The organism is Solitalea lacus (assembly GCF_022014595.1).
GTDB classification, from domain to species: Bacteria; Bacteroidota; Bacteroidia; order Sphingobacteriales; family Sphingobacteriaceae; genus Solitalea; species Solitalea lacus.
The window spans coordinates 3090391-3115063 of sequence record NZ_CP091740.1 but is presented as its reverse complement, the minus strand read 5'-3'; the positions used below and the strand labels follow the sequence as shown (position 1 = coordinate 3115063).

Annotated in this window: 22 protein-coding genes; 12 read left to right on the top strand and 10 right to left on the bottom strand. The window is 37.4% G+C overall.

Features of this window, described 5'->3' with window-relative positions; all coding sequences use genetic code 11:
- The first annotated feature begins 116 nt into the window (after nucleotides 1-116).
- From L2B55_RS13470 to L2B55_RS13455, 4 genes are all read left to right on the top strand, one after another.
- A complete protein-coding gene (locus tag L2B55_RS13470; protein ID WP_237845150.1) occupies nucleotides 117-1196 on the top strand; it encodes an IS110 family RNA-guided transposase in 1080 nt (359 codons plus the stop codon).
- A 723-nt stretch (nucleotides 1197-1919) separates the two neighbouring features.
- On the top strand, nucleotides 1920-2837 hold the full coding sequence (gene ltrA, locus L2B55_RS13465) for a group II intron reverse transcriptase/maturase (protein WP_237846621.1): 918 nt from the start codon (nucleotides 1920-1922) through the stop codon (nucleotides 2835-2837).
- A 73-nt stretch (nucleotides 2838-2910) separates the two neighbouring features.
- Entirely contained in the window at nucleotides 2911-4401 is a 1491-nt protein-coding gene (locus tag L2B55_RS13460) for an IS1634 family transposase (protein WP_237846619.1), read from the top strand.
- 18 nt (nucleotides 4402-4419) lie between these two features.
- The gene (locus L2B55_RS13455) at nucleotides 4420-4977 is read left to right on the top strand and encodes a group II intron maturase-specific domain-containing protein (RefSeq protein WP_237846617.1); all 558 of its coding nucleotides are present in this window, start codon (nucleotides 4420-4422) and stop codon (nucleotides 4975-4977) included.
- 79 nt (nucleotides 4978-5056) lie between these two features.
- On the opposite strand, the gene L2B55_RS13450 is transcribed toward L2B55_RS13455, so the two are convergent.
- Together L2B55_RS13450 and gpmI are read right to left on the bottom strand one after the other, a co-directional pair.
- Entirely contained in the window at nucleotides 5057-5590 is a 534-nt protein-coding gene (locus L2B55_RS13450) for a hypothetical protein (RefSeq protein ID WP_237846616.1), read from the bottom strand.
- Nucleotides 5591-5661: 71 nt separating this feature from the next.
- Entirely contained in the window at nucleotides 5662-7185 is a 1524-nt protein-coding gene (gene gpmI / locus L2B55_RS13445; RefSeq protein WP_237846615.1) for a 2,3-bisphosphoglycerate-independent phosphoglycerate mutase, read from the bottom strand.
- Nucleotides 7186-7318: 133 nt separating this feature from the next.
- Here gpmI and L2B55_RS13440 point away from each other — a divergent pair, with 133 nt between their 5' ends.
- From L2B55_RS13440 to L2B55_RS13425, 4 genes are all read left to right on the top strand, one after another.
- Entirely contained in the window at nucleotides 7319-7711 is a 393-nt protein-coding gene (locus L2B55_RS13440) for a DUF4783 domain-containing protein (protein WP_237846614.1), read from the top strand.
- A gap of 56 nt (nucleotides 7712-7767) precedes the next feature.
- Nucleotides 7768-8610, top strand: a complete 843-nt coding sequence (gene nadC, locus L2B55_RS13435; protein ID WP_237846612.1) for a carboxylating nicotinate-nucleotide diphosphorylase — start codon at nucleotides 7768-7770, stop codon at nucleotides 8608-8610.
- Nucleotides 8611-8676: 66 nt separating this feature from the next.
- Complete coding sequence (plsY, locus tag L2B55_RS13430; protein ID WP_237846609.1) at nucleotides 8677-9318, top strand: glycerol-3-phosphate 1-O-acyltransferase PlsY; 642 nt, start codon at nucleotides 8677-8679, stop codon at nucleotides 9316-9318.
- A gap of 8 nt (nucleotides 9319-9326) precedes the next feature.
- Complete coding sequence (locus tag L2B55_RS13425; RefSeq protein WP_237846606.1) at nucleotides 9327-10127, top strand: M48 family metallopeptidase; 801 nt, start codon at nucleotides 9327-9329, stop codon at nucleotides 10125-10127.
- Between the two features lie 64 nt (nucleotides 10128-10191).
- Here L2B55_RS13425 and L2B55_RS13420 read toward each other — a convergent pair whose 3' ends face one another.
- The 6 genes from L2B55_RS13420 to L2B55_RS13395 all read right to left on the bottom strand — a co-directional run bounded on the left by L2B55_RS13420 (nucleotide 10192) and on the right by L2B55_RS13395 (nucleotide 18570).
- Nucleotides 10192-11517, bottom strand: a complete 1326-nt coding sequence (locus tag L2B55_RS13420; RefSeq protein ID WP_237846603.1) for a sensor histidine kinase — start codon at nucleotides 11515-11517, stop codon at nucleotides 10192-10194.
- Nucleotides 11518-11526: 9 nt separating this feature from the next.
- Complete coding sequence (locus tag L2B55_RS13415) at nucleotides 11527-12858, bottom strand: sensor histidine kinase (RefSeq protein ID WP_237846602.1); 1332 nt, start codon at nucleotides 12856-12858, stop codon at nucleotides 11527-11529.
- Nucleotides 12859-12988: 130 nt separating this feature from the next.
- Nucleotides 12989-14263, bottom strand: a complete 1275-nt coding sequence (locus tag L2B55_RS13410; RefSeq protein WP_237846601.1) for an anthranilate synthase component I family protein — start codon at nucleotides 14261-14263, stop codon at nucleotides 12989-12991.
- 69 nt (nucleotides 14264-14332) lie between these two features.
- Nucleotides 14333-15610 carry an adenylosuccinate synthase gene (locus L2B55_RS13405; protein WP_237846600.1) on the bottom strand — a complete coding sequence of 426 codons (1278 nt, stop codon included), beginning with the start codon at nucleotides 15608-15610 and terminating at the stop codon, nucleotides 14333-14335.
- 121 nt (nucleotides 15611-15731) lie between these two features.
- Nucleotides 15732-16217 carry a Fur family transcriptional regulator gene (locus tag L2B55_RS13400; RefSeq protein ID WP_237846598.1) on the bottom strand — a complete coding sequence of 162 codons (486 nt, stop codon included), beginning with the start codon at nucleotides 16215-16217 and terminating at the stop codon, nucleotides 15732-15734.
- Nucleotides 16218-16356: 139 nt separating this feature from the next.
- The gene (locus L2B55_RS13395; RefSeq protein WP_237846597.1) at nucleotides 16357-18570 is read right to left on the bottom strand and encodes a RelA/SpoT family protein; all 2214 of its coding nucleotides are present in this window, start codon (nucleotides 18568-18570) and stop codon (nucleotides 16357-16359) included.
- A 407-nt stretch (nucleotides 18571-18977) separates the two neighbouring features.
- Between L2B55_RS13395 and L2B55_RS13390 the strand changes: the two genes are divergently transcribed.
- From L2B55_RS13390 to L2B55_RS13375, 4 genes are all read left to right on the top strand, one after another.
- Nucleotides 18978-19631 carry a DUF4294 domain-containing protein gene (locus L2B55_RS13390; RefSeq protein ID WP_237846595.1) on the top strand — a complete coding sequence of 218 codons (654 nt, stop codon included), beginning with the start codon at nucleotides 18978-18980 and terminating at the stop codon, nucleotides 19629-19631.
- A complete protein-coding gene (locus tag L2B55_RS13385; protein ID WP_237846593.1) occupies nucleotides 19588-20085 on the top strand; it encodes a glutathione peroxidase in 498 nt (165 codons plus the stop codon). Before L2B55_RS13390 ends, L2B55_RS13385 begins: the two co-directional genes overlap by 44 nt.
- Before the next feature lie 45 nt (nucleotides 20086-20130).
- Complete coding sequence (bshB1, locus tag L2B55_RS13380; protein WP_237846591.1) at nucleotides 20131-20856, top strand: bacillithiol biosynthesis deacetylase BshB1; 726 nt, start codon at nucleotides 20131-20133, stop codon at nucleotides 20854-20856.
- 112 nt (nucleotides 20857-20968) lie between these two features.
- Nucleotides 20969-22102, top strand: a complete 1134-nt coding sequence (locus L2B55_RS13375) for a TlpA disulfide reductase family protein (RefSeq protein ID WP_237846588.1) — start codon at nucleotides 20969-20971, stop codon at nucleotides 22100-22102.
- Between the two features lie 76 nt (nucleotides 22103-22178).
- On the opposite strand, the gene lat is transcribed toward L2B55_RS13375, so the two are convergent.
- Both lat and L2B55_RS13365 read right to left on the bottom strand, forming a co-directional pair.
- On the bottom strand, nucleotides 22179-23510 hold the full coding sequence (lat, locus tag L2B55_RS13370) for an L-lysine 6-transaminase (RefSeq protein WP_237846587.1): 1332 nt from the start codon (nucleotides 23508-23510) through the stop codon (nucleotides 22179-22181).
- Nucleotides 23511-23718: 208 nt separating this feature from the next.
- Nucleotides 23719-24606 (bottom strand): 1-aminocyclopropane-1-carboxylate deaminase/D-cysteine desulfhydrase, encoded by an 888-nt coding sequence (locus tag L2B55_RS13365; RefSeq protein ID WP_237846581.1) that lies wholly within the window; start codon nucleotides 24604-24606, stop codon nucleotides 23719-23721.
- Nucleotides 24607-24673 lie beyond the last annotated feature (67 nt).

The window sequence follows — 24673 nt, the reverse complement described above, 5'->3', positions numbered from 1 at the left end:
GCAAGGGTGTCCGTTGCGAAGCGGAATCTGCAGGCCGTATGTTTGTAAAGGAATAAGTTCCAGGAAGTTATGTAAATTTAAGAAAGAACCCCTAAAATTTTATAACACTGGAACTTATGCAACCACAAGTTAATCAATTAGATTTTAGCGGTCAAAACATTTATGTTGGTTTTGACGTGCACTTAAAAAGCTGGCAGGTTACCGTTATGACTGAACTGCTCACCCATAAAACCTTTTCGCAGCCACCTAAACCCGAAGTATTACACCAGTATCTCCGGCAGAATTTCCCCGGCGGCACCTATCATTCCGCCTACGAAGCAGGCTTCTGCGGCTACTGGATCCATAACCGCTTGGAGGCTCTGGGCATTCACTCCATCGTGGTCAATCCTGCCGATATTCCCACCACCGATAAAGAAAAAGTGCAAAAAGAGGATTCCAGGGATAGCCGTAAAATCGCACACTCATTAAGAAGTGGCGCCTTAATCCCGATTTATGTTCCTTCCAGTAAAACCCTAGAGGACCGTTGTTTAGTTCGCACCCGGTCCATACTGACCAAGGACCTTGCCCGGTATAAAAACCGGGTAAAATCGTTCCTGTACTTTCATGGCATTGAACTACCTGCGCCCTTCACCAAAAAACAGTCCCACTGGTCGAAACCTTTTGTTGATTGGCTGGAAAGCATCGCTATGGCTGAGCAGAGTAGTAAAACGGCCCTGCAGGCCATGATTTTAGAAGCGAAACATTTGAGAGCCTCTGTATTGCAACTCACCCGGCATTTACTAGAGCTATCAAAAACAGGTACTTACCAGGAAGCCATCGCTTTACTGCGAAGTATCCCTGGCATCGGATTATTAACGGCCATGACCTTATTAACCGAGCTGGAGACGATTAACCGGTTTAAAAACACGGATCAACTCTGCAGTTTTATAGGACTCATCCCCTCGACGCATTCAAGTGGGGAAAAAGAACTAGCCGGTACTATCACCCGACGGGGGCATAGCGTGCTGCGCAGCGCCCTGATTGAAAGTGCATGGGTAGCCGCACGCCTGGATCCGGCACTGACTAAAAGTTTTCATGAGTATTGCCGGCGAATGGAACCGAATAAGGCCATCGTAAGAATAGCCCGGAAATTACTCAACAGAATCAGGTATGTATTAATAAACAAACAAGAATATGAGTGTGCAGTGGTTAAATAAAACTAAAACGCCATATAAAAACATCCTTTTAATCTGAGACTGATAACACGCTTCCTGCAGTGCTGGTCATTCTGTATCTGCTATCTGAAGGCTACAGCTCACTATCTATAAAAAATTAAACACGGCATTGCAGCCCGATTTACCGGTTCTGCTAATAGAAGGATGTTTTTATAGGCTTTTAGTTCATTGAAAAGACAGGTGTGTCTGAAGATTCAGGGCAAGAGAGTTTTCTTTAGCCATTTAGGACAATGAATACAGCAAAAAAGCCCCTGTCATTGTGGGGCTTCAAAGCTATATTCACCGTCATAAATCCTATTGCTGGTGAGTTGCTCTCCAGCAGCGCCCACTTCCTCTTCGGATTTATATCACAAAGGTAATCATTAAAAAAACTTCCAGATCTCTTGCTTTACAACATAGAAGGAAGCTTGAGGCAAATCCCTGAACCGAGGAACACGAACCCTATCAGGCATATCCAGCAGGATGAGGTTGCAAAACAAATCGAAGTCCAATAACTACCCGGATACTGGAGTGTAAATAAGGCGGTTACATGGGGAGAAAGTGTATAGGTTTACCACGGGAGGTCTGGCAGACGTGCGGAAACAAGCAGTATGAAACACGGCTAACAATTGCTGTCAGAAATCAGCAGAGATCAAAGTACGCTGCTACGAGTTAGCAGGGGAAGGGTCGAATCTTAAGAGGTGAGCATCAAATGAAGGTTACTGTATGAATGGTAGAAAGCAGAAAACGGAGCAAGACACCTGGCAGAGCGGAAATAGGTCGGAAACCGAATCAGGCTCTGGAGGGCAGACATATCTATGGATGACTGAAAAAGGAAACACCAACACAACGCAAGGGCAACAAGCCCAACTTTTAGAGTATATACTCTCGCCATCCAACCTTAATGCGGCCTACAAACAAGTTAAGCGTAACAATGGAACAGGCGGGGTTGATGGGATGAATGTGGAAAAGCTTTTGCCCTACTTACAATCCCATCGAGAAGAACTGCTTGACTCACTACAAAATGGGCGGTATAAACCGCAAGCCGTTCGTAGGGTCGAGATATCCAAAGAGAACGGCAAAAAGCGAGCTTTAGGCATCCCTACAGTAGTGGAAAGAGTCATTCAGCAGGCAATCACCCAACAATTAACACCTATTTACGAACGACAATTCTCGCCCAACAGTTACGGCTTCCGTCCAAAACGCAGTGCTCATCAGGCCATAAAGCAGTGCCAAACCAACGCAAACGACGGTTATCGTTACGTTGTGGACATGGATCTGGAAAAATTCTTCGATACTGTTAACCAAAGCAAGCTGATAGAGATTTTATCCCGAACCATCCCTGATGGCAGGGTAGTATCATTGATACATAAATACCTAAAAGCAGGCGTAATGATACAGGGGAAATTTCAAGAGACATCGATGGGAGTTCCGCAAGGAGGAAACCTAAGTCCGCTGTTGAGCAATGTAATGCTCAACGAACTGGACAAGGAACTAAAGGAAAGAGGACATCGTTTTGTCAGATACGCTGACGACTGTATGGTATTCTGTAAAAGCCGCCGAGCTGCTGAAAGAGTGCTTGTCAGCCTTACAAACTATATCGAACAAAAGCTTTATCTCCTGACTTGTCCGGGGTACTTATGATTAAAATATAAGTACTTGATATTGTTGTGTTTATTTTCATTATTTTGGCGTTTTGCTGACCTAAAGTTAAAAAGTGTATAAAATTAGGCAAATCCAGTACGCAGCAGGATCGACTTCAGTTCAAATTTATAAGATTGAAAATCGTAAAAGAGTTATTTTAAGGCATATAGGCACTGCTCGCTCTCCCGATGAACTTGCAGGTTTACTCACACTTGCTAACGATTATATCAAAACAGTTACTAAGCAACTATTCCTATTCAATGACGCTCAGTCTGACAATATTATAAACATCAAACAGACCGAGTTTATAGGCGTATATTATTCATTCTTTCATGAATTGATCTCCAAGCTGATTATTTACATTGGATTTGATAAGTTGAAAAACAACTTTCTTCTGGATCTGGTAATTATGAGAATGATTGAACCTGGATCAAAACTTCGTTCTATTGGTTTGTTGGAAGAATATTTTGGCATAAAACATCGTAGGCAAAAGTATTATGACTCTGCTCCACAATGGTTGGACCTAAAAACAAAGGCCGAGAACATTGCTGTTAAGTTTGCTCAGGAACACTATAACTTTGACTATAACCTTGTTTTTTATGATGTAACCACACTTTACTTTGAGACCTTTGAGTCAGATGATCTGCGTAAAAATGGGTTTTCTAAAGATAACAAATCACAACAGCCACAGATTCTCATCGCATTGATGGTAAGCAAGGAAGGATTACCTATCGGGTATGAAGTATTTCCAGGCAATACTTTCGAAGGCCATACCTTTATTCCGGTAATACAAAGCTTTATCAAGAAACACAATGTAGAAATCCTTACCGTGGTTGCGGATGCTGCAATGATAAGTACTGAAAACAGTATGGCTTTAAACGAAAATGGCATCAACTATATTGTAGGTGCGCGGTTGGGAAATATATCTAGTGATTTACTGGCTGAAATTAATGGCAACATCACTAGAAAAGATGGACAAAATATCCGGATAAAAACGTCTAACGGGGATCTAATCTGCAGCTATTCATCCTTGCGCTATCGAAAAGATAAATATGAAATGGAGAAACAGATGGAAAAGGCAAAATATTTGATTGATAACCCATCTAAAAACAAGAAGCTCAAGTTTACCAAATCATTAGGACAAAAAATGGAGCTCAACCAGAAGCTTATCGATAAAACCCATAAACTGCTGGGAATTAAAGGTTATTATACGAATCTTCCAGAATCAGCGGCTAATAATCAAAACATCATAGATCGATATCACGAGCTTTACAGGATTGAGCAGGCTTTTAGGATATCTAAAAGCGACTTGCAGACAAGGCCAATATTCCATTATAAGGAGGAGCCGATAAAGCTTCATTTATTAATATGCTTCATGGCTTTGATCATATCGAAAAATATTGAACTAAAAACTGAAACATCTATTAAAAGCTTTATTCACGAATGTAAAAAGATAACGGACGCTCGGTTAAAGAACAAAATTACAGGAAAGGAAATCACGATGAGAGCTAATTCAAACTCCAAAATTATAACACTAATTGAGAAACTAAATTTGCTGACCTAATTTGAACAAGTCAGGAGAGTGCTTGTCAGCCTTACAAACTATATCGAACAAAAGCTTTATCTGAAAGTAAATAGAGAGAAAACCACAGTTGCACACGTCAAGGATGTTAAGTTCTTGGGGTATGGATTCTATTTCAACAAAAATGGTTGCAAAATGCGCACCCATAAGAAAAGTGTTGAAAAGATGAAAGACAAAATCCGAGAACTGACCTCACGGAGCAACGGATGGGGCAATGAACGCCGAAAGGAATCAATAAGACAGTACATCACAGGCTGGCTTAACTATTTTCAGCTGGCAGACATGAAAGGATTGTTGGAACGCATAGATGAATGGTATCGAAGAAGAATCAGGTCATTGATATGGAAACAATGGAAAAGTATCAAAACCCGAATTAGGAATCTGATAAAACTGGGTATCCCGAAAAACAAGGCAAAGGAATACGGCAACACGAGGAAAAGCTACTGGCGTACAGCTAATAGCCAAATCCTTAGCAGAAGTATCACCAACGAACGTCTTAAGCAATCGGGCTACCTGTTCTTTACTGACTACTATCAAAAATTGCGTTGTGTAAATTAAGAAACCGCCGTATACGAGAACCGTACGTACGGTGGTGTGAGAGGACAGATAGGGAAATAATCCCTATCTTCCTACTCGATTACAAAAACTTCCCTACTATGCTAAATGTGCTTTCTTTTAACATGGTAGCTTTTTGTACGCGCTCAATTCTATATATTTTTTTGCTTTCGTAATAGAGTTTTTCATCTAACTCATACAATTCATTGGTTGTATGATTTTGGATAAAGATTTTGTCTATACCTGTTTTGCCCTTGGATATTTTAATAAATTGAGTTTTTAAGCTCGAGTCCAGGGCCTTGTATTCTTCTGTGGAGTCTGTTGATGTTACAGAATAACTTTTGCTCCAGGCCGGTTTATTGATGTTTGAGTTGATGAAAACGCTGAGTTCATTCAGCCAGATAGTATTTAGAACGGCCTTTGTTTCTTGCTTACCATTATCATTTACCGTTTTTTCTACTTTCGGATTCTCTCTGTTGAGTCTTTTCGCTTCGTTCTCAAAGTACTCCTTTAAATCAAAATAAGTAGATGTGTTTGGTTTTTTATTGATTGAATTAGTGCATGCTGAAATGGTTACAACAACAAGCAATAGTGAAAAAGACACAAATTTGTTCATGCCTTAAAAATAACAAGCGGCTGATGAATTTTCACCAGCCGCTTGTTTATATTTTTAAATTTCTCTAGGTGTTATACCAATTCATTGCCGTTCATTTCTTCCGGTTTTTGAATGTGCATAAGTTTTAAGATTGTAGGTGCAATATCACCTAATTTGCCATCCTTCACCGTTTTAACGTCTTTATCAATTACAATGCACGGAACCAAGTTTGTAGTATGTGCTGTGTTTGGCGTTCCATCATCATTAATCATGTAATCTGCATTACCATGGTCAGCTATAATGATAAATGAGTAACCGTTATCAATTCCTGTTTCTACAACCTCTTTTAAACAAGTATCTACCGTTTCTGCGGCTTTAATTGCAGCGCTAAATACACCTGTATGGCCAACCATATCTGTATTGGCAAAGTTTAAACAAATGAAATCAACCCATTGACTTTTTAGTTCTGGAATGATTGCATCTTTGATATCAAACGCACTCATTTCGGGTTTTAAATCGTAGGTTGCCACTTTGGGTGAAGGACACAGTAACCGTTTTTCGTTTTCAAAAGGTGTTTCCCGACCTCCAGAGAAGAAGAACGTAACATGAGGGTATTTTTCGGTTTCTGCAATTCGTATTTGATTTTTACCAGCCTGCTCTAAAACTTCACCTAAGGTCATGGTTAAATCTTCCTTATTAAAAATTACCTTAACATTTTTGAACGTTTCATCATAATTAGTCATGGTAACATAAAATAGGTCAAGTTTCTTCATGTCCTGTTCAGGGAAGTCCTCCTGAGTAAGAGCTTTGGTAATTTCACGACCACGGTCGGTACGGAAATTAAAACATATAACCACATCGCCATTTTTAATGGTGCCAACTGGTTGCCCGTTAGCATCAACTTTAACAATTGGTTTTACAAACTCATCAGTAACATTTTCAGCATATGAATCTTCTATGGCTTTTTCAATATTTGACACAGGTTTGCCAACACCTTTTACCATTACATCATAGGCTAATTTTACCCTTTCCCAGCGATTATCGCGGTCCATGGCATAATAACGGCCGATAGCTGAAGCTACCTTTCCGGTAGTTTGTGCTATATGTAGTTCAAGATTGCTCATGAAGCCCAACCCGCTTTTTGGGTCGGTATCTCTGCCGTCTAAAAATGCATGAACAAATACATTATTTAATTGCTTGCTGGCAGCAACCGTTAGTAAGCCTTTTAAGTGGTTAATATGAGAGTGTACACCTCCGTCAGAAACCAATCCTATAAAGTGAACACTTTTATTATTTTGCTTTGCATAGTCAAAAGCTTCAATAAGAACCTCATTTTGATCGATTTCATGCTCGCGAACTGCTTTGTTGATTCGCACAAGTTCTTGATAAACAACACGTCCGGCACCGAGGTTCATGTGGCCAACTTCTGAATTACCCATTTGGCCTTCAGGTAAACCTACCGCTTCGCCTGAAGCTTCCAACTTTGAGTTTGGATATTCATTAATTAATGAATCAAAAAAGGGAGTATTTGCTTTGTAGATGGCATTAGACTCATCTTTGCGTCCGTAGCCCCATCCGTCTAGGATGATAAGGGCGATTTTTTTGCTATTTTCCACCTTACAAATATATTTTTTTAGCAAGTATTTTACTTAAAAAAATATAATAGCAAACGATTGTGTAATTTTTTGGCATTATTTGTGTTTCAAACCTGCAACAAAAAGCAGGTAATTTTTAAAATTTAATCACAACGTGAGTAAAATACTTTTTATAGTATCCTTCATCTTTATTGCCCATACTAAATGGCCGCATCAAAATGATACTATAGAAATGATTACAAAATCGATTGAAGCTGCCAATACGAAAGAAATTGCCAAATACCTTAACTCTTCTGTGATTTTGTCCATTCTAGAAGATGAGAATGTGTACAGTAAAACACAGTCGGAAATGATTCTCAAGAATTTCTTTATAAAATATCCCCCTGTTCAAGTAAAATTAAAACATACCGGATCTTCACCTGAAGGAATGCAATATGCCATATGTGTTTATAAAACCTCTAATGCTACCTATCGTCTGTTTTTCTATATGAAGCAAAGTGGTAATTCTAGCCTAATTAACGAGCTAAGAGTTGAGCAGGAAAAATGAGTTTGCGGCAACTTTGCCAACATTTTTTTATCTTGGCGCATTAAAAATGCGAGGTTTTGGAAAAGGAACAAGTTAAACAGTTTATCCTTAGTGCTTTGGCTGAGGATGTGGGAGATGGCGACCATACATCGCTTTCAAGTATTCCCGAAGGAACCCAGGGATCTGCTCGATTATTGATTAAGGATGATGGGATTCTTGCTGGAGTTGATTTAGCAAAGGAGATTTTTGCTACCGTTGATGCAGCTCTTCAACTTGAAATTTTACTTAATGATGGCGCTTATGTTAAGAAAGGTGATATAGCCTTAGTGGTAACAGGGAGCGTTCATTCAATTTTAAAAGCCGAACGTTTGGTACTTAACACCATGCAACGTATGAGCGGAATTGCTACCGTTACCAATAAAGTTGCAGAAGAATTAAAAGGTACTTCAACAAAGGTTCTGGATACTCGTAAAACAACTCCTGGAATACGTTTTCTTGAAAAATGGGCTGTGCAAATCGGCGGTGGAGTAAATCATCGCTTTGGTTTGTATGATATGATATTGATCAAAGATAACCACGTTGATTATGCCGGAGGAATTAAAAATGCCATAGAAAATGCCCATGCATATTTGAAACGAACAGGCAAGAACCTGCAAATTGAGATTGAAACACGAAATTTGGAAGAAGTACAGCAAGTTTTAAATACTGGCGGTGTTGATAGGATCATGCTTGATAACTTTAGTTTTGATAATTTACGTAAAGCAATTAATTTGATTAGTGGTAAATTCATAACCGAAGCATCTGGTGGAATTACTCTTGAAAATGCACGTGAGTACGCACTTACCGGTGTGAATTACATATCAATGGGTGCCTTAACCCATTCAGTTAAAAGCTTAGACATGAGTCTTAAGGCTATTTAGTTTAATTGTCGCTCTCAACGTTTTTTAATATTTTTAATTAATTTACTTGAATAGAAAACGATTCTGATGATATCAACTCAATCGTTAATCGCTCTTTTTTTAGCTTATTTGATTGGATCAGTTCCTACGGCAGTGTGGGTTGGTCAGATATTTTACGGTATTGACGTTCGTGAGTATGGAAGTGGTAATGCTGGAGCTACCAATACCTTTCGGATTTTAGGTAAAAAGGCCGGAATTCCGGTGATGCTTATTGATGTATTTAAAGGTTGGTTGGCTTGCTTCCTGGCTCATTGGTTCTCAAATTATAATCCGGACTCTATTCAGTTTGCTAATTTTCAGCTTTCCTTAGGAATTATTGCCATAGTGGGGCATATTTTTCCTGTGTTTGCAGGGTTCAGAGGCGGAAAAGGTATTGCGACCTTGTTCGGTATGGTACTTGCCATACATTTACAGGCTGCATTAATTTGCTGCCTTATTTTTTTAGTTATACTGATATTCAGCCACTACGTGTCATTAGGCTCAATGGTGGCCAGCTTTTCGTATCCAGTTTTAATGATTTTTGCTTTTCATGTGGGAAATAAGTCAGTAATTTTGTTTGGTGTATGTGTAGCTGTTTTAGTTTTGGTTACTCATCAGAAAAATATTGAACGCTTACTTAAAGGGAAAGAGAGTAAATCTTATCTCTTTAAAAGAAAATCTCAAAATTGATATTTGCCATGAAGTTGAAAATTGTATTTCTAGCAGCTGCTTTCTTATTGTTTGAAGCTTGCTCTAAGGTGCCACTTACAGGAAGGAGCCAGCTTAGTTTAGTTGATGAAGGGCAAATGCTCTCATTAGCACAAGCTAGCTATGCTGAATTTTTAAAGGAAAATAAAGTGGTTCCAGCCTCTGATAAACAAACTGTTTTTGTTAAAAAAGTAGGTGATAATCTTATTAATGCTGTTAAGGTTTTTATGAATCAAAAGGGTTATAGCCAACAGATAAAAGATTATAAATGGGAGGTGAATCTTGTTGAAAGCAAAGAGCTGAATGCTTGGTGTATGCCAGGAGGAAAAATTGTGGTTTATACCGGTATTTTACCGGTTACAAAGGATGAAACAGGCCTTGCCACAGTGATGGGACATGAAATCGCGCATGCTATTGCCCGTCATGGCGCTGAGCGTATGTCACAACAAATGGCTGCTCAAATGGGTGCAGTTGTTGGCAATGTTGCCACTTCAAGCAGCTCTCAAAACCAACAAATTTTTAATGAGCTTTATGGGGTAGGTGCTCCATTGGCTTTATTGAAATACGGTCGAAATCAGGAATCTGAGGCTGATCGATTAGGCTTAACTTTTATGGCTATTGCCGGTTACGATCCGCGTAAAGCTGTTGATTTTTGGCAACGAATGTCAGCGTCCGCTAAAACTCAGCAAAAACCACCTGAGTTTTTAAGTACGCACCCAAGTGATGAAACCCGTATTTCAGGTATTCAGAAATATTTGCCAGAAGCTTTAGGATATTATAATCAGAAATAGTTTCATTTAAATAAAGAATCAAAAAGCGCGTATGTTAAATTAACTACGCGCTTTTTGATTTAGGTCATTCGTTATTAGCCATGCTCGGTAAAGAAAAGCTAAAAATAGTGCCTTGGTCGCCATTATTCTCTACCCATAATTTTCCATTATTGCGCTCCACGAAGTCCTTCGATAAAATTAAACCTAGGCCTGTGCCCGATTCATTTTCAGTTCCTTTTGTAGAAAAATGATCTAAACTGAATAACTTATTCAGTTTATCTTTCTGTATTCCAATTCCTGTATCATTTACTGAGATAACAATTTTTTGTTTCTTAGAATTTGAAGAGAAGGTGATTGTTCCTTTTCTATTGGTAAATTTAATAGAGTTCGAAAGCAGGTTCCTTACCACTGTTTTTATCATGTTGAAATCGGCGATAGCAACGGCTTGTTTCGAAACGGAATTAATTAATTCAATATTCTTATTGCTTGCTTCGGGTTTAAAAAGTTCAATTGATTCATCAATTAAGGCGTGAAGATCAATTGTTGTTGGATTAACCTGTTGACCCAGCATTTGGGTATTGGACCAGTATAACAAATTACCCAAAAGCTTCATGTTTTGATCTATCTGACTTTTTAGTTCATTAGAATAAATAGTAAAGTCTTTTGCATTAATAAGTTGCTCCTTAAACAAATTCAACAAGCCTTTAAATGAAGTTAGTGGCCCTCGCAAATCATGAGAGATTATTGAAAAGATCTTGGCCTTTATTAAATCCTGATTTTCTAAGGTTTTATATTGCCTACTAATTAGTTTATTCTGATTACTGATTTCTTTTTTGAGTAGATAGGTTTTTCGCTGTTCTATCCTATAACTAATGATATAAAATGATATATAAGCGAATCCGGAAAAAATCTCTGAGATATAAGTGTTAATTATGTCGCTAAGTCGTTCTCTCTCAGTTGAATAGGGTGTGAATGAATTTGGAGAATAGTAGTTTATGGCGTACAGAATAATTCCATGAAGAAATGTTCCTAAGAAAATGTACTTGTAGTATTTAAAATCTGCAATAAGCAAAAGGAATACATAGTTTGAGAGTAAACCTAATAGTATAGGACTCGAGATGCCTCCATAAAACCATCCTATTGTGTTGAAGAAAATTGAGTTAAATATGAAGATGAAAACTGAGATTTTGTATTGATACAGGAAACGGGAGATGTAGTAAACAATGCCATTGTAAGTCAATGATATGTACAGATTTTCACTAGAAAAATAACTTGGATCAATAAAAATGTAAGAAATGGTATATGCGATATTTGTAAAAAATGCCAAGTTCAATACTCTATGTTCAAGGGGGACTCTTTCAGGATCCCCCATAAACATATTAAGAACTTTATGAAAGTTAATTCTAGGCATCTTATTAAGTTAAGCTTCATTTAAGGGTAATGAAAAGCAAAAGTTGCTTCCTTTATTCTCTTCACTTTCCACCCAAATTGTTCCACCATTTCTCTCTACGAAGTCTTTCGACAGAATCAGTCCCAATCCAGTTCCTATTTCATTTTCAGTGCCGAGAGTGGTTGCATGTCCAATGTTAAAGATTTTGTCAAGATGCTCTTTTTTTATTCCCACTCCGGAATCATGTATGGAGACAATAATTTTTTTGTCTGCTATCTGTGATGAAAAACTTATTGTGCCATTTCTGGGGGTAAATTTTATAGCATTAGAAATTAAGTTCCGAATTACTACTTTCAACATGTTAATATCAGCAAAGGCATTGCTTTCTTTAGGCATTTGATTAACTAATTTTAAATGTTTTTTTTCTGTCTCACCTTTAAATAACTGAATAAACTCTTCAATTAAATGATGAATATTCGTTTTCGTAGGGGCAATTTCTAATCCCTGCATTTGAGTATTTGACCAATAAAGTAAATTATCCAGCATTTCGAGATTTTGGTCTACCCTGTCTGTCAATTGCTGAGATAGCTCAGAAAATTCAACTTGTGTGATTAATTTTTCATCGAGTAAATCCAAAAGACTTCGTAATGAATTTAATGGTCCCCGCAAATCGTGTGAAATAATGGAAAATACTTTAATCTTTATCAGATCTCTTTTTTCTAGATTTTTATATTGCTCACTAATGATTGCATTTTGATTTGTTACAGACTCCTTTTTCTTAATAGCCATAAATCGTTCATAATCATAATTAATTCTAAAGAAATAGATTAGAATAAATATGGCCATGAGAATAAGGGTATAAATAATTATTTGATGAAGATATTTTGATATGATGCTAGGGTAGCCAATAACCAGCCAAGGGTTGCGATATTCAATTATATAAATGAATATGCCTAGAGCTAAACAGGATAGAAAAATAGGGATATGATATTTGGGATGCGTAATTACAAGTAATAATATAACTGTAAAAAATAAATAGAACACAGCAGGACCTTGGCTTCCGGCGGCTAGAAACCAAATAAAGAGGTTAAAGATGAATATCGTAACACCAAAAAAACGACTTGTCCATTTAAATTGATGTTTAAACCTTGATAAATAATAGAAAATAATCAATAAAGCGATAGCTACGATTATTATGATTGAAGCTGTAGAAAAGGGTTTAATATTACTGCCAACAAGAATGCTGAAAATGGCAAGAAAAATATTAATCAAACAAGCTAAATTGAACATTCTGTGCTCAAGGCTGAAGTTCTGCTTGCTGCCACTTAAACTCAAAAGAATTCTTTGAACTTTGAATAGCATATTATCAGATATCAAAAGTGAGAGAGGAGTTAAATTTTGATATTGAAGACGGCTAAAAGTTAAGAATAAAAAAGGTCCTTTTGGTAAATAGTGCTAATTTTTTGCGTGATACTGACGATACAATCTGATTCTAAGATTCCAGCGCCAACTTTATTGCTTGGGCTTTTAGCAAACATTCATCGTATTCTTTCTCCGCTATTGATTGGCCCGTAATTGCTCCGCCAACATGGTAAGATAGATAACTGTTTAAGGAATTGTAAAGTATACTTCTAATCACTACATTAAAATCGAAATCACCTTCAGTAGTTATGTAACCTATAGATCCTGAATACACCCCACGCAAGCTCTCCTCATACTTTTCTATCAGTTGCATTGCCCTTATTTTAGGTGCGCCAGTCATTGATCCCATCGGATAGGTGCACTTAAGTGCATCTATAAAATTGAGTTTATGATTTATAGTGGCCGAAACTGTGGATATCATTTGATGTACTTGTTTGAAACTATATATGCCAAACAGTTCTTCCGTCTTCACACTTGCTGGTTCAGCACAACGAGTAAGATCATTTCGTACTAAATCAACGATCATAACGTTTTCTGCACGTTCCTTAGGATCATTGTAGAGTTGCAGTTTTATCATCTCATCCTTCAAACTGTCCTCGCTGCGACGAGCAGTTCCTTTTATCGGCTGCGATATTAGTTGAGTTCCTTTTTTTTGGAGGTATCTTTCTGGCGAAGCACAAAGAATGTAGTGTTCATTGTGTTTGAAGAATGAGGCAAAAGGAGTAGGAGACAACCCATTAAGTTTTTTCCAGATTTGCAGTGGATTAATCTGGCAGTTTTCAGCATAAAACTCCTGGCAAAGATTCATCTCATAGATATCTCCACGATTAATATGCTCAATGACTTTGGCTACTTTTTGAATATAATGCTCACGACTGATTCTTGATTGAATATTGATTTCATGCTTTAAGCCCTCCAACCTTTGAGGTATTATATTTTCAATCTGTTCTAGAATGTTGTGAATAGTTAATTGCGGATCATTGGTAATAATCTCAACCCGTTGTCCTTTAATCCGGATTTCAATGCGGGGAATAAAAAAGTAAAGTATAGGAAAATGTAGGTAATCCGGATTGTTTGACTGTAGGTCCTCAAGCTCATTTTTAAGGTCGTAAGTCAAAAATCCGAATATGTTCCTGCCTGCTTTCTTTTGAAAGGCGTACAGGGCCTCAAATGCGCCTGTAGTATTCATTTTTAACTCTTCAATTGCATCAATTGCAATGAGGGTGTCATATGAACCATAGGCGTCTGAATAATTATTTGAATCGAGATAACAACAGGTATTAAAAGAAGAAGCCCAATGAAGGGCTTTCTCTTTAAATAGGATTATATCTTGTTTGTTAAACAAAGTCAAAATATATTGAAATGTGAAAGATGCAACAGTAGTTTTTCTGTTAAAAAACTACTGGTAGTTTTCTTACTTCAAAATTAATGTTTGAACACGGTCAGGACCAACTGATAAGTATTTAATTGGAACTTCAAGTTCTTTTTCCAAGTATTCAATATAAGCTTTCAGTTTAGCCGGAATTTGCTCAGGTTTGGTAATTCCGGTTAAGTCTTCATGCCATCCATCCAGCTCTTTTAATACAGGTTTAGCGGCAATGGTATTGATGTCATATGGCATGAAATTGATTTGCTCTCCATTATAGTCGTAATGGGTACAAACATATATTTTCTCAAAACCACTTAATACATCAGCTTTGGTCATTACTAATTCGGTAACACCGTTCAGCATGATCGCATATTTTAAAGCTGGCAAGTCAATCCAGCCAGTACGGCGTGCGCGACCTGTTGTAGCCCCAAACTCATGGCCTATGCGACGTAATTCTTCACCAGTCTCATCATTAAGCTCAGTTGGGAATGGACCACCTCCAACACGGGTGCAGTAAGCTTTAAAAATACCGATAACTTCGCCAATACGATTTGGTGCAACTCCTAAGCCTGTACAAGCTCCGGCGGTGGTAGTGTTAGACGAGGTAACGTATGGATATGATCCGAAGTCTACATCCAACATTGTTCCTTGAGCACCCTCTGCAAGTACTTTCTTGCCATCCTTCAAATAAGAATTCACCAAATGCTCGGCATCAACCTGAGGTATTTGCTTTAAAAGTTCAACGGCTTCGAAGAACTTGGCTTCGCGCTCTGGTAAATCACTGTAGTCAAACTTGTATTGATCTAAAATGCCCAAATGTTGAGCTTTTATGCGTTGGTATTTTTGGTCAAAGTCAGGCAAACTTATATCGCCTACACGAAGACCTTTACGACCAATTTTATCAGTATAGGTAGGACCGATTCCTTTAAGAGTGGATCCGATTTTTTTATCACCCATGTTGCTTTCGTAAGCAGCATCAAGCAATTGGTGGGTAGGCAAAATTAAATGAGCTTTGCGGGCAATCATTAATTTACCAGTTTTGATAGGATCGTAACCGTTTGACTGTAAGTTTTCAATTTCGCGTTTGATGATAATCGGATCGATTACCACGCCGTTGCCAATTAAGTTATGAGTATGTGGGTTGAATACTCCAGATGGAATAGTATTTAATACATATTTTTTGCCATCAAATTCAAGGGTATGACCGGCATTTGGTCCGCCTTGAAAGCGGGCAATTAAATCATACTCAGGGCTCAGTACGTCTACAATTTTACCTTTACCCTCATCACCCCACTGCAGGCCCAATAACACATCTACGCGCATAGTTTTTGGAAATTATATATAGTTAATGGTTGATAATTAACAGATTTTGGTTGTTGTTGTAATAAACAACATTTCACCATTTTGTATGACAATGATCTGTTAACTATGAATCAGATTTAAATTAAGCGATTTTATTTACGTATGAATCACAATGTCCACCGTCTCTTAAACGGGTGCAAGCTCCATAGAGATTTAATGAGTGATGTTTGATTTCGAATTTTAATAAATCACCCATCATTGCCTGAATTTGTTGTACTCGAGGGTCACAAAACTCAACTACTTTACCACAGTCAAGGCAAATAATATGGTCGTGCTGACGATAACCATACGATTTTTCAAATTGTGCCATGTTTTTACCAAACTGATGTTTGGTAACCAAATCACATGATACTAATAACTCCAAAGTATTATATACAGTAGCACGACTTACCCGGTATTTTTTGTTTTTCATGTGGATATACAATGATTCCACATCGAAGTGATCATTACGAGAATAGATTTCTTCTAGGATAGCAAAGCGCTCAGGTGTTTTACGAAGGCTGTTTTTTTCCAGATATCCTTCAAAAATTTTCCTTACGGTTTGCGTTATTTCAGCTGTTGATGGCATAAAACTTTTTAAAAGCAGGTCAAAAATATCGTATTTATCCGATTAAAATCAATTTTTTGTTAATAAAACACTTAAACAGATATGAATACACTAAAAATAAGTATTGTGTAATTTCAATTTGGTACCCGTATAGGTTTTATTATGATTGCATATTATCAAAGCGGTATACGCTTAAAACCCCTTTTGCATCTCCTAATTGCTTAATCAAATTATGCAAATGGTCGGTATCATGGACATACACCATAATTGACCCTTCAAAAATGCCGTCGTGACTATCTACTGTAATAGAACGTATGTTTACTTTAAAATCACTGGAGATTACCTTGGTAATATTGTTGATAACCCCAACATCATCAATGCCACGAACACGGATGCCGGCTAAAAAGGCAATTTCTTGTTGACTGGTCCAACGTGCTTTTACAATCCGATAGCCAAATTTCGACATTAATTTTACCGCATTAGGGCAATTGGTTCTATGAATTTTAATTCCGTCGTTTACCGTTACAAAACCAAAAACATCATCTCCCGGAATCGGATTACAACATGGAGCCAGTTTATAGTCAAGTTTTGTCATATCGTCACCAATAACCAACGTATCGTCGACTTTTTTCTTTATGCTCTTAACATAATTTTCAAGTGATTGAGTTTCGATTTTTTCAACAGGCTTGTTTTCGGGTATTCGCTCTGAATCAAGGAATTCCTTTAAATTATGTTGATCAAACTTTCCAACTGCCACTTTATAATACAAATCCTGAATGCTGTGGATCCGGTAATGGTTGGCTATTTTGTGCAACATATCATGGTTGAAAGGAATTTTAAGCGATTTCATTTTTCGCTCTAAAATTTCTTTACCATCATCGGCAATCCGTCTTTTTTCTTCCTTTAATTGTGATTTTATCTTTGATTTGGCTTTAGCCGTAATCACAATATTCAGCCAGTCTTCTTTAGGGGCTTGTTTTTGAGATGTTAATATCTCTACCTGATCCCCGTTTTGAATTTTATAACTTAACGGAACCAGTTTGTGATTTACTTTGGCTCCAATACACTTACTTCCAACATCGGTATGAATTTCAAAGGCAAAATCGAGGGCGGTAGCACCATTTGGAAGTTTTATCAATGAACCTTTTGGCGTAAAGGCGAATACCTCATCAGAGAAAAGGTTCATTTTAAAATCATCCAGAAAATCAAGTGCGTTAGATTCAGGACTGTTCAATGTTTCCCTAACCTTTTGAATCCATTGATCTAATCCACTTTCGTTAGATGATTCTTTATATTTCCAGTGAGCTGCAAAACCTTTTTCGGCAATTTCATTCATTCGTTGCGTACGGATTTGAATTTCAACCCAACGACCTTTGGGCCCCATTACAGTGGTATGCAATGATTCATAACCGTTACTTTTAGGGCTTGAAATCCAGTCCTTCAAACGGTCTGGGTTAGGTAAATATAAATCGGTAATAATTGAATACGCTTTCCAGCAATCAGCTTTTTCAGCTTCAGGTGTACTGTCTAAAATTACCCTGATTGCAAACAAGTCGTAAACTTCTTCAAAAGGCACACCTTTAGTGCGCATCTTATTCCAAATAGAATGGATTGACTTCGGACGACCCAACACCTCAGCATGCAATCCTTGATCAGTTAGTGCTGTCTTTATTGGATCAACAAACTCTTTAATGTACTTATTGCGTTCTGTTTTACGCTCTGCCAGCTTTTGGGCAATAAACTTATACGTAGCTGTTTCGGTATACTTCATTGCCAAATCTTCTAATTCAGATTTGATAACATATAAACCGAGGCGGTGGGCTAAAGGAGCATAAAGATAAATAGTTTCAGATGAGATTTTTAATTGCTTATCGCGAGGCATATGCTCCATAGTACGCATATTGTGCAAGCGATCAGCAAGCTTTATCAAGATAACCCGGACATCATCAGCAAGGGTTAATAACATTTTCCTGAAATTCTCAGCCTGAATTGAACTGGTTTGATCAAAAACTCCTGAAATTTTTGTTAAACCGTCAATAATGGAGGCAACCTTTTTACCAAATTCGCGCTCAAGATCTTCAAGCGTGATATGAGTATCTTCTACTGTGTCATGTAGTAACGCACAAACAATAGAGGTTGTTCCCAACCCGATTTCCTCAGCACAAATTTGCGCTACAGCAATAGGATGATAAATATAAGGTTCGCCCGATTTACGTCGCATATCCTTATGACTTTCTAAAGCCATATCGAATGCTTTACGAATCTCTCGCTTATCGCCTTTTTGCATTGTTGGCTTACATGCTCGCAAAAGGGCTCTGTATCGTTTAATTATCTCGTTCTTTTCGGCTTCAAGGTCTATTACCAATTCCTTCATAAATCAGTTCACCTGTTTAGGAGTTTGCTAATAATTAATCTTATGTGTGGTAAAACACTGTTTTAAAAACGGTGCAGGTTGTTTGGGTTGGTAAAGTTATTCATTTTTATTGAATTTGTGACGCTTTTACCAATCTGCAACAATTTGAATGTGTTTATTTTATCTGATTTTAAATATGACGATTGTAATCTAAAAAACGCAAACAGTATTAGTAATGTTTAATTTGTGTTGTCTGATTGATATTTAACGGCAAATTTTTACGTTACTGTTTTTGAGAGGTTAAGTACAAGGTTAATGTGGAAAAATTGTAATTTAATTATTTTAAACCAACGAATTGATATAATCGTATAAATGGATATAATTGCTTAATGAATGCAATAGCATTAAATTTGCAACTATTGTAAAGAATGAACGGCCCTTTAAAAATATTGATGTTGAGTTTGTTGTTATTTGTGGTTAAGGCTGCAAGTGCTCAGCAATTGGAAGGGAAGTACGATACCATTAAGGTGCAGGCCTATATAAACAACGGTGACACTATACCACACATTTGGTTACCGGAAGTAGTAATTCTAGACAAACATATTTGGAAGAATGATCGGCAACGTGAGCGATATAACAAGCTTAAGCGTGATGTATTAAAAGTCTTACCCTATGCCAAATATGCCGGACATCGCTACCGTCAACTCGAACAACAATTACTTGTGGCAAAAAATGAAAGCGAACGTAAAACGTTGGTGAAAAATTGTGAAGAAGAAATTAAGCGGAATTTTGAACGCGATATAAGAAATATGACCATCAAGCAGGGTCATATTTTAATAAAATTGATAGATCGGGAAACAGGACGTACCAGTTATGTGTTACTTAAAGACTTAAGGAACGGGTTGACAGCCTTTTTTTGGCAGTCGATTGCTAGTGTTTTTGGTAACAGTTTAAAAGAACATTATGATCCGGTGGAGGATAGTGACATTGAAGGCATTATTCAATCAGTAGGGGATCCCGATTATATGCAAGCATACAATGAGTATTACAAATATTTATCATCTCAAGGCATTAAATATTAAAGGCGAGGAAGTTTCGCTGGAAAAATATAAAGGAAAAGTATTACTAATTGTAAATACAGCTACCGAGTGCGGATTCACCCCACAGCTTAATGAGTTGGAAGAACTATACGAAGAATTTAAAGATCATAATTTTGTTGTACTAGGATTCCCATCTAATGATTTTGGGAATCAAGAACCTAGGAAAGAGGACGAAATTCAGTCATTTTGTCAAGTTAACTACGGAGTATCTTTTCCTATGTTTTCAAAAGTTAAAGTAAAAGGAAGTGATGCTCACTCCTTATTTAAATTCCTGTCTGACAGAGTGCAAAACGGGAAAGTAAGCTCCAAGCCGCTTTGGAATTTTCATAAATATTTGGTTGATAAAGAAGGGCATGTGGTTGATTATTTTTTACCGGTAACAAAACCTATGAATGCACGGGTTAAGAAGAGGATTCGAGCCTTGTTAAGTTTATAGAAATCCAACACTTTTATTTCACAATCATTTATAGCTTAATAAATAATGAAACTTGATATACTAGTTTTTGCTGCTCATCCCGATGATGCAGAATTATGTTGTTCTGGAACTATTGCTTTGCACATAAAACAGGGAAAAAAAGTTGGTGTTGTTGACTTGACACGCGGAGAATTAGGAACCAGGGGTACATCTGAAACCAGAGCAGCTGAAGCAAAGGAGTCTTCAGCTATGTTGGGTTTAAGTGCTAGGGAAAATCTTGGTTTTGCAGATGGATTCTTTGCAAATGATAAGACTCATCAGCTCGAAGTAATCAAAATGATTCGTAAATATCGCCCTGAAATTGTGCTTGCCAATTCTTTGGCTGATCGTCATCCTGATCATGGTAGGGGAGGCCAATTGGTGCGTGATGCTGCTTTTTATTCCGGATTACGAAAAGTTAACACTTCTATTGAAGGAGAGATTCAACATGAGTGGCGCCCTAAAGCTATATATCATTACATGCAAGACCGTTTGTTTGTACCTGATTTAATTGTTGGGTTTGGACAGGAAGAAATGGACAAAAAAGTCGCTTCATTAAAGGCTTTTAAAACACAGTTTTTTAACCCTGAAGACCAGTCGGGTGAACCTCAAACCTATATTTCAACTCCTGAGTTTTTTGAATCTGTTATCGGCCGTGCACGCGAGTTGGGTAAACCGATTGGAGCTCCATATGGAGAAGGTTTTGAAGTTGAGAAAGTGGTGGGAGTAAAAGACTTGTTCAATCTGTTTTAAAGGAAATCAAATTAACTATAAGATGACCCGGGCATTGTCCGGGTTTTTTATTTGTTGAAATTATACCATTTAAAAATTGTAAATTACTGTAATTGAATTTTTAGCTAATAATATGCGCGCTCAAATACTTCTAATTACGCTGCTGGTTTTGCTGCCTTTCCCTTTATTCGCTCAGGATGAAGTGGTGATTCCCTACAAAATAAAAGGATACCTTGAAGGCATTGGTAACGGTAAAGTGTATTTGTATTCCTATGATAAAAGTAAAGGTTTAAGAGTTGATTCCACCAGAGCCGATAATGGCGATTTTGTCTTTTCCGGAGTAGTATTGGAACCTGTACTGACCTATTTGCTGGCTCGGTCTGAATACTACTCATCAGCCGTCAGCTTCAAAAAGCAAACTCCTTTACAGTTCTTTCTTGAAAATGGCTATACCTTCATGATTGAGGGGCGGTACGGCACGCTGGACAAAGCGATGGTTAGCGGAGGTTTAATTAATGCAGACTATAAGCGTTACCTGAATGCAATACAATTAGCAAATGGGGAAAAAAATGTGGTGGAGAGTAAACTTAAAAATGCTTCCGATGAAGACCAACTTACCCTGAAAAAAGAGTTAAAGAAGGCAAATGATAAATTGTTTTTGCAAACAATACAATTTATTAAGCGCAACCCCAATGATTTATTGAGCGCTTGGTTAATTGGTAATGTTGTGTACAAAACGAGTTCGATGCAGGTGGTGGAGCAATGTTATAATTCACTTTCAGCTGAGGTAAAGCAATCTGCATGGGGTAAAAAGCTTTATACTCAACTCTATGCCTATAAAACCATGCAGAAAGGAACTATGGCTCCTGATTTTGCCCGTAAGGGTGTTGATGGGAAAGATGTATATCTTAGTGGATTCCGTGGCAAGTATGTGCTATTGAATTTCTGGACCTCGTGGTGTGTAACGTCTCGTAAAGACAACATCATGTTGAATAATCTTGTTGAACAATACAGCGATAAAAATTTGCAATTGATTAACGTTTCTTTAGACAAAAATCTGGACAATTGGGTTAATGCCATTCGGTCGGATAAATTGTTAGGTGCTAATGTGAATGCCTTTTTTAAAGATAAAGAAGGCAAGCTGGCGGCAAGTTACAACGTTCGTACATTACCTTTGCAAGTACTCATTGGACCTGATGGAAAAATTATTGGTAGGTATAATAGTGCTGAAAATCTACACAAAAGCTTAGACTCTGTGCTAAAGTGATTTAACAATAATTGTTAACGGTGTCTTTATACTTAAAAACAAAACCCGAAAATTAATCTTCGGGTCTTGTTTGTTTTTATAGATTCTTTAAAATATTTCTGATGGTTTCCATTCCTTCATCAATATGTTTGTGTCCCATCATTAATGCAGGGCGGAAACGTATTGAACGATCACCGCATCCAAGGAACATTGTATTATATTCCATACCTATTTTAATGAACTTATCTCTCATTTCTTTAGAGGGGAAATCGAACGCATTCATCAAGCCACGGCCGCGAACGTTACTTATTTTATCAGTATATTCTACAATGTTGTATAAACATTCATGCAGGTAGTTGCCCACAACAATCGAGTTCTCTAACAAATGATCCTCTTCAATAATTTGCATTACTTTGGTCGATCGAACCATATCAGCTAGGTTGCCGCCCCAAGTTGAATTGATACGAGAAGGAACATTAAATACATTAGTTTCAACTTCATTTACTTTTCCGCCGGCCAAAATACCGCAAACTTGCATTTTCTTTCCAAATGCTAAAATATCAGGACGCGCATATTCCCCAAAATGCTCATGGGCCCAAAATCTGCCTGTTAATCCAACGCCGGTTTGCACTTCATCATAAATTAGCAAGGCATCATTCTCATCACACTGTTCGCGTAATTTTTCTAAAAACTCCTTACGAAAATGATTGTCTCCTCCTTCAGACTGAATAGGTTCAATAATAATGGCGCAAATATCATCTGGATTATCAATGAAAGCCTGTTTAATCTGGTTGATAGCTAACAGTTCTTTTTCAATTACTTGTTCGTGTTTCTCATCACTATAAGGGAAACTTAGTTTTGGGTTTACAATTCGTGGCCAGTCAAATTTGGCGAACCATTTGGTTTTATCCGGAAGCGTATTGGTTAAACTTAAAGTATAGCCGGAACGACCGTGAAATGATTGTTCAAAATGGATTACCTTGAAACCTTTTTCAACACGGTGACCTTTTTTGAAGTTTTTCTGGACTTTCCAGTCCATAGCAGTTTTTAAGGCGTTTTCCACGGCTAATGTTCCGCCAGAAATGAAAAATGCATGAGGCAAATAATCAGGAATGCCTACACGTGCAAAGGTTTCAACAAACTCTGCATATTGTTGGGTATATACATCAGAATTGGACGGATTGATAATTGCAGCCATTAACAGGTTTTTCTTAAACTCTTCATCGTTTATCATCTTAGGATGATTATACCCTAATGGTACAGATGCAAAACAGGTAAAGAAATCAAGAAGCGTACGGTTGTATTTTGAATCATAAATGTAGCATCCATGGCTTTTCTGCAAATCAAATATCAAATCAAAACCATCAGCCTGAATATGCTTACTTAATGTTTCATGAACGTCATTTGGTGTTATTTTCAATTGGTACATAAATGATGGGTTTGCTCAAATCTATAAAACAAACAGAAATGCGCCAAATTTTGTTTTTGTAAAGGTTTTTGAACCGAAATAAAAATTGGTTTAAATAGTTTAAAGTTAGTTTTTGAACCAAGATGAATTTTGGTACAGGGTACGAAAAGGAGGTCGAATGATAAAATATTGGGTGTTAGCGTGGAAAACGAGTGGATACTACCTATCGTTAATCAATTTGAACTTTGTCGGCAAGGCCTAAAAGTCCAATCAAACCTCCGGTGTGGATTGTGAGTATTTTAGAACCAGGCTTGAAATAATCTTTTTGAATAAGGTCAAAAACAGCATACATCATTTTGCCCGTGTAAACATGATCAAGTAGAAGGCCTTTTTTATTGAATGAATAAAGCCAGTTCAGATAACCTGGGTTGGTTTTAGCATAACCGCCTTGATGATAATCCAAATGAAGAGTATATGTCGCTTCGCTTCCTATGAGCTGTTGAATATCGGTATATAAGAAATCTGCTCCCTTTAAAACTGCAACTCCTTCTATTCGAGTTGTTAAATGCTGCTGTGCCGCACCTAGAGCAATTCCGGCCAATGTGGTCCCTGTTCCGCAGGCCAGAAAAATATGGTCATAGTTTTCATGTAACTCGTTAAGGATTTCAGCGCATCCGGGAAGTGCAAGGCTACCAGCCCCACCTTCATCAATAAAATATGTTTGGGCATCATTACCGAATCGATCGTTGTACAAGTCCTCTTTTTGTCGATACTTTTCCCTCGATACAAATTGCAGCTCCATTCCAAACTGTTTGCATAGAAACAGCTGATGGTTTAATATTCTCGGCTCATCTCCCCTTACAATACCGGTGGTTTTGAAATTGAACATTGCTCCGGCACAGGCTAGTGCCAGCAAATGGTTGGAATAGGCACCGCCGAAGCTAACTAAATGAGTTTTATCTAAGCTTCTGGCGTCGGCTAATACATATTTCAGCTTACGCCATTTATTGCCCGAAATGAAAGGATGTATTAGATCGTCACGTTTAATAAAAACTCTAACCTGCTTTTGATCAAACAGATCATCTTTCAATTCTTCAACAGGGCTGTAAATATGCATAAGGTAATTTATGATTTTGCCATTACAATTGCAGGTTGACTAAAAAAAGAAGTACAATTGATCCTAG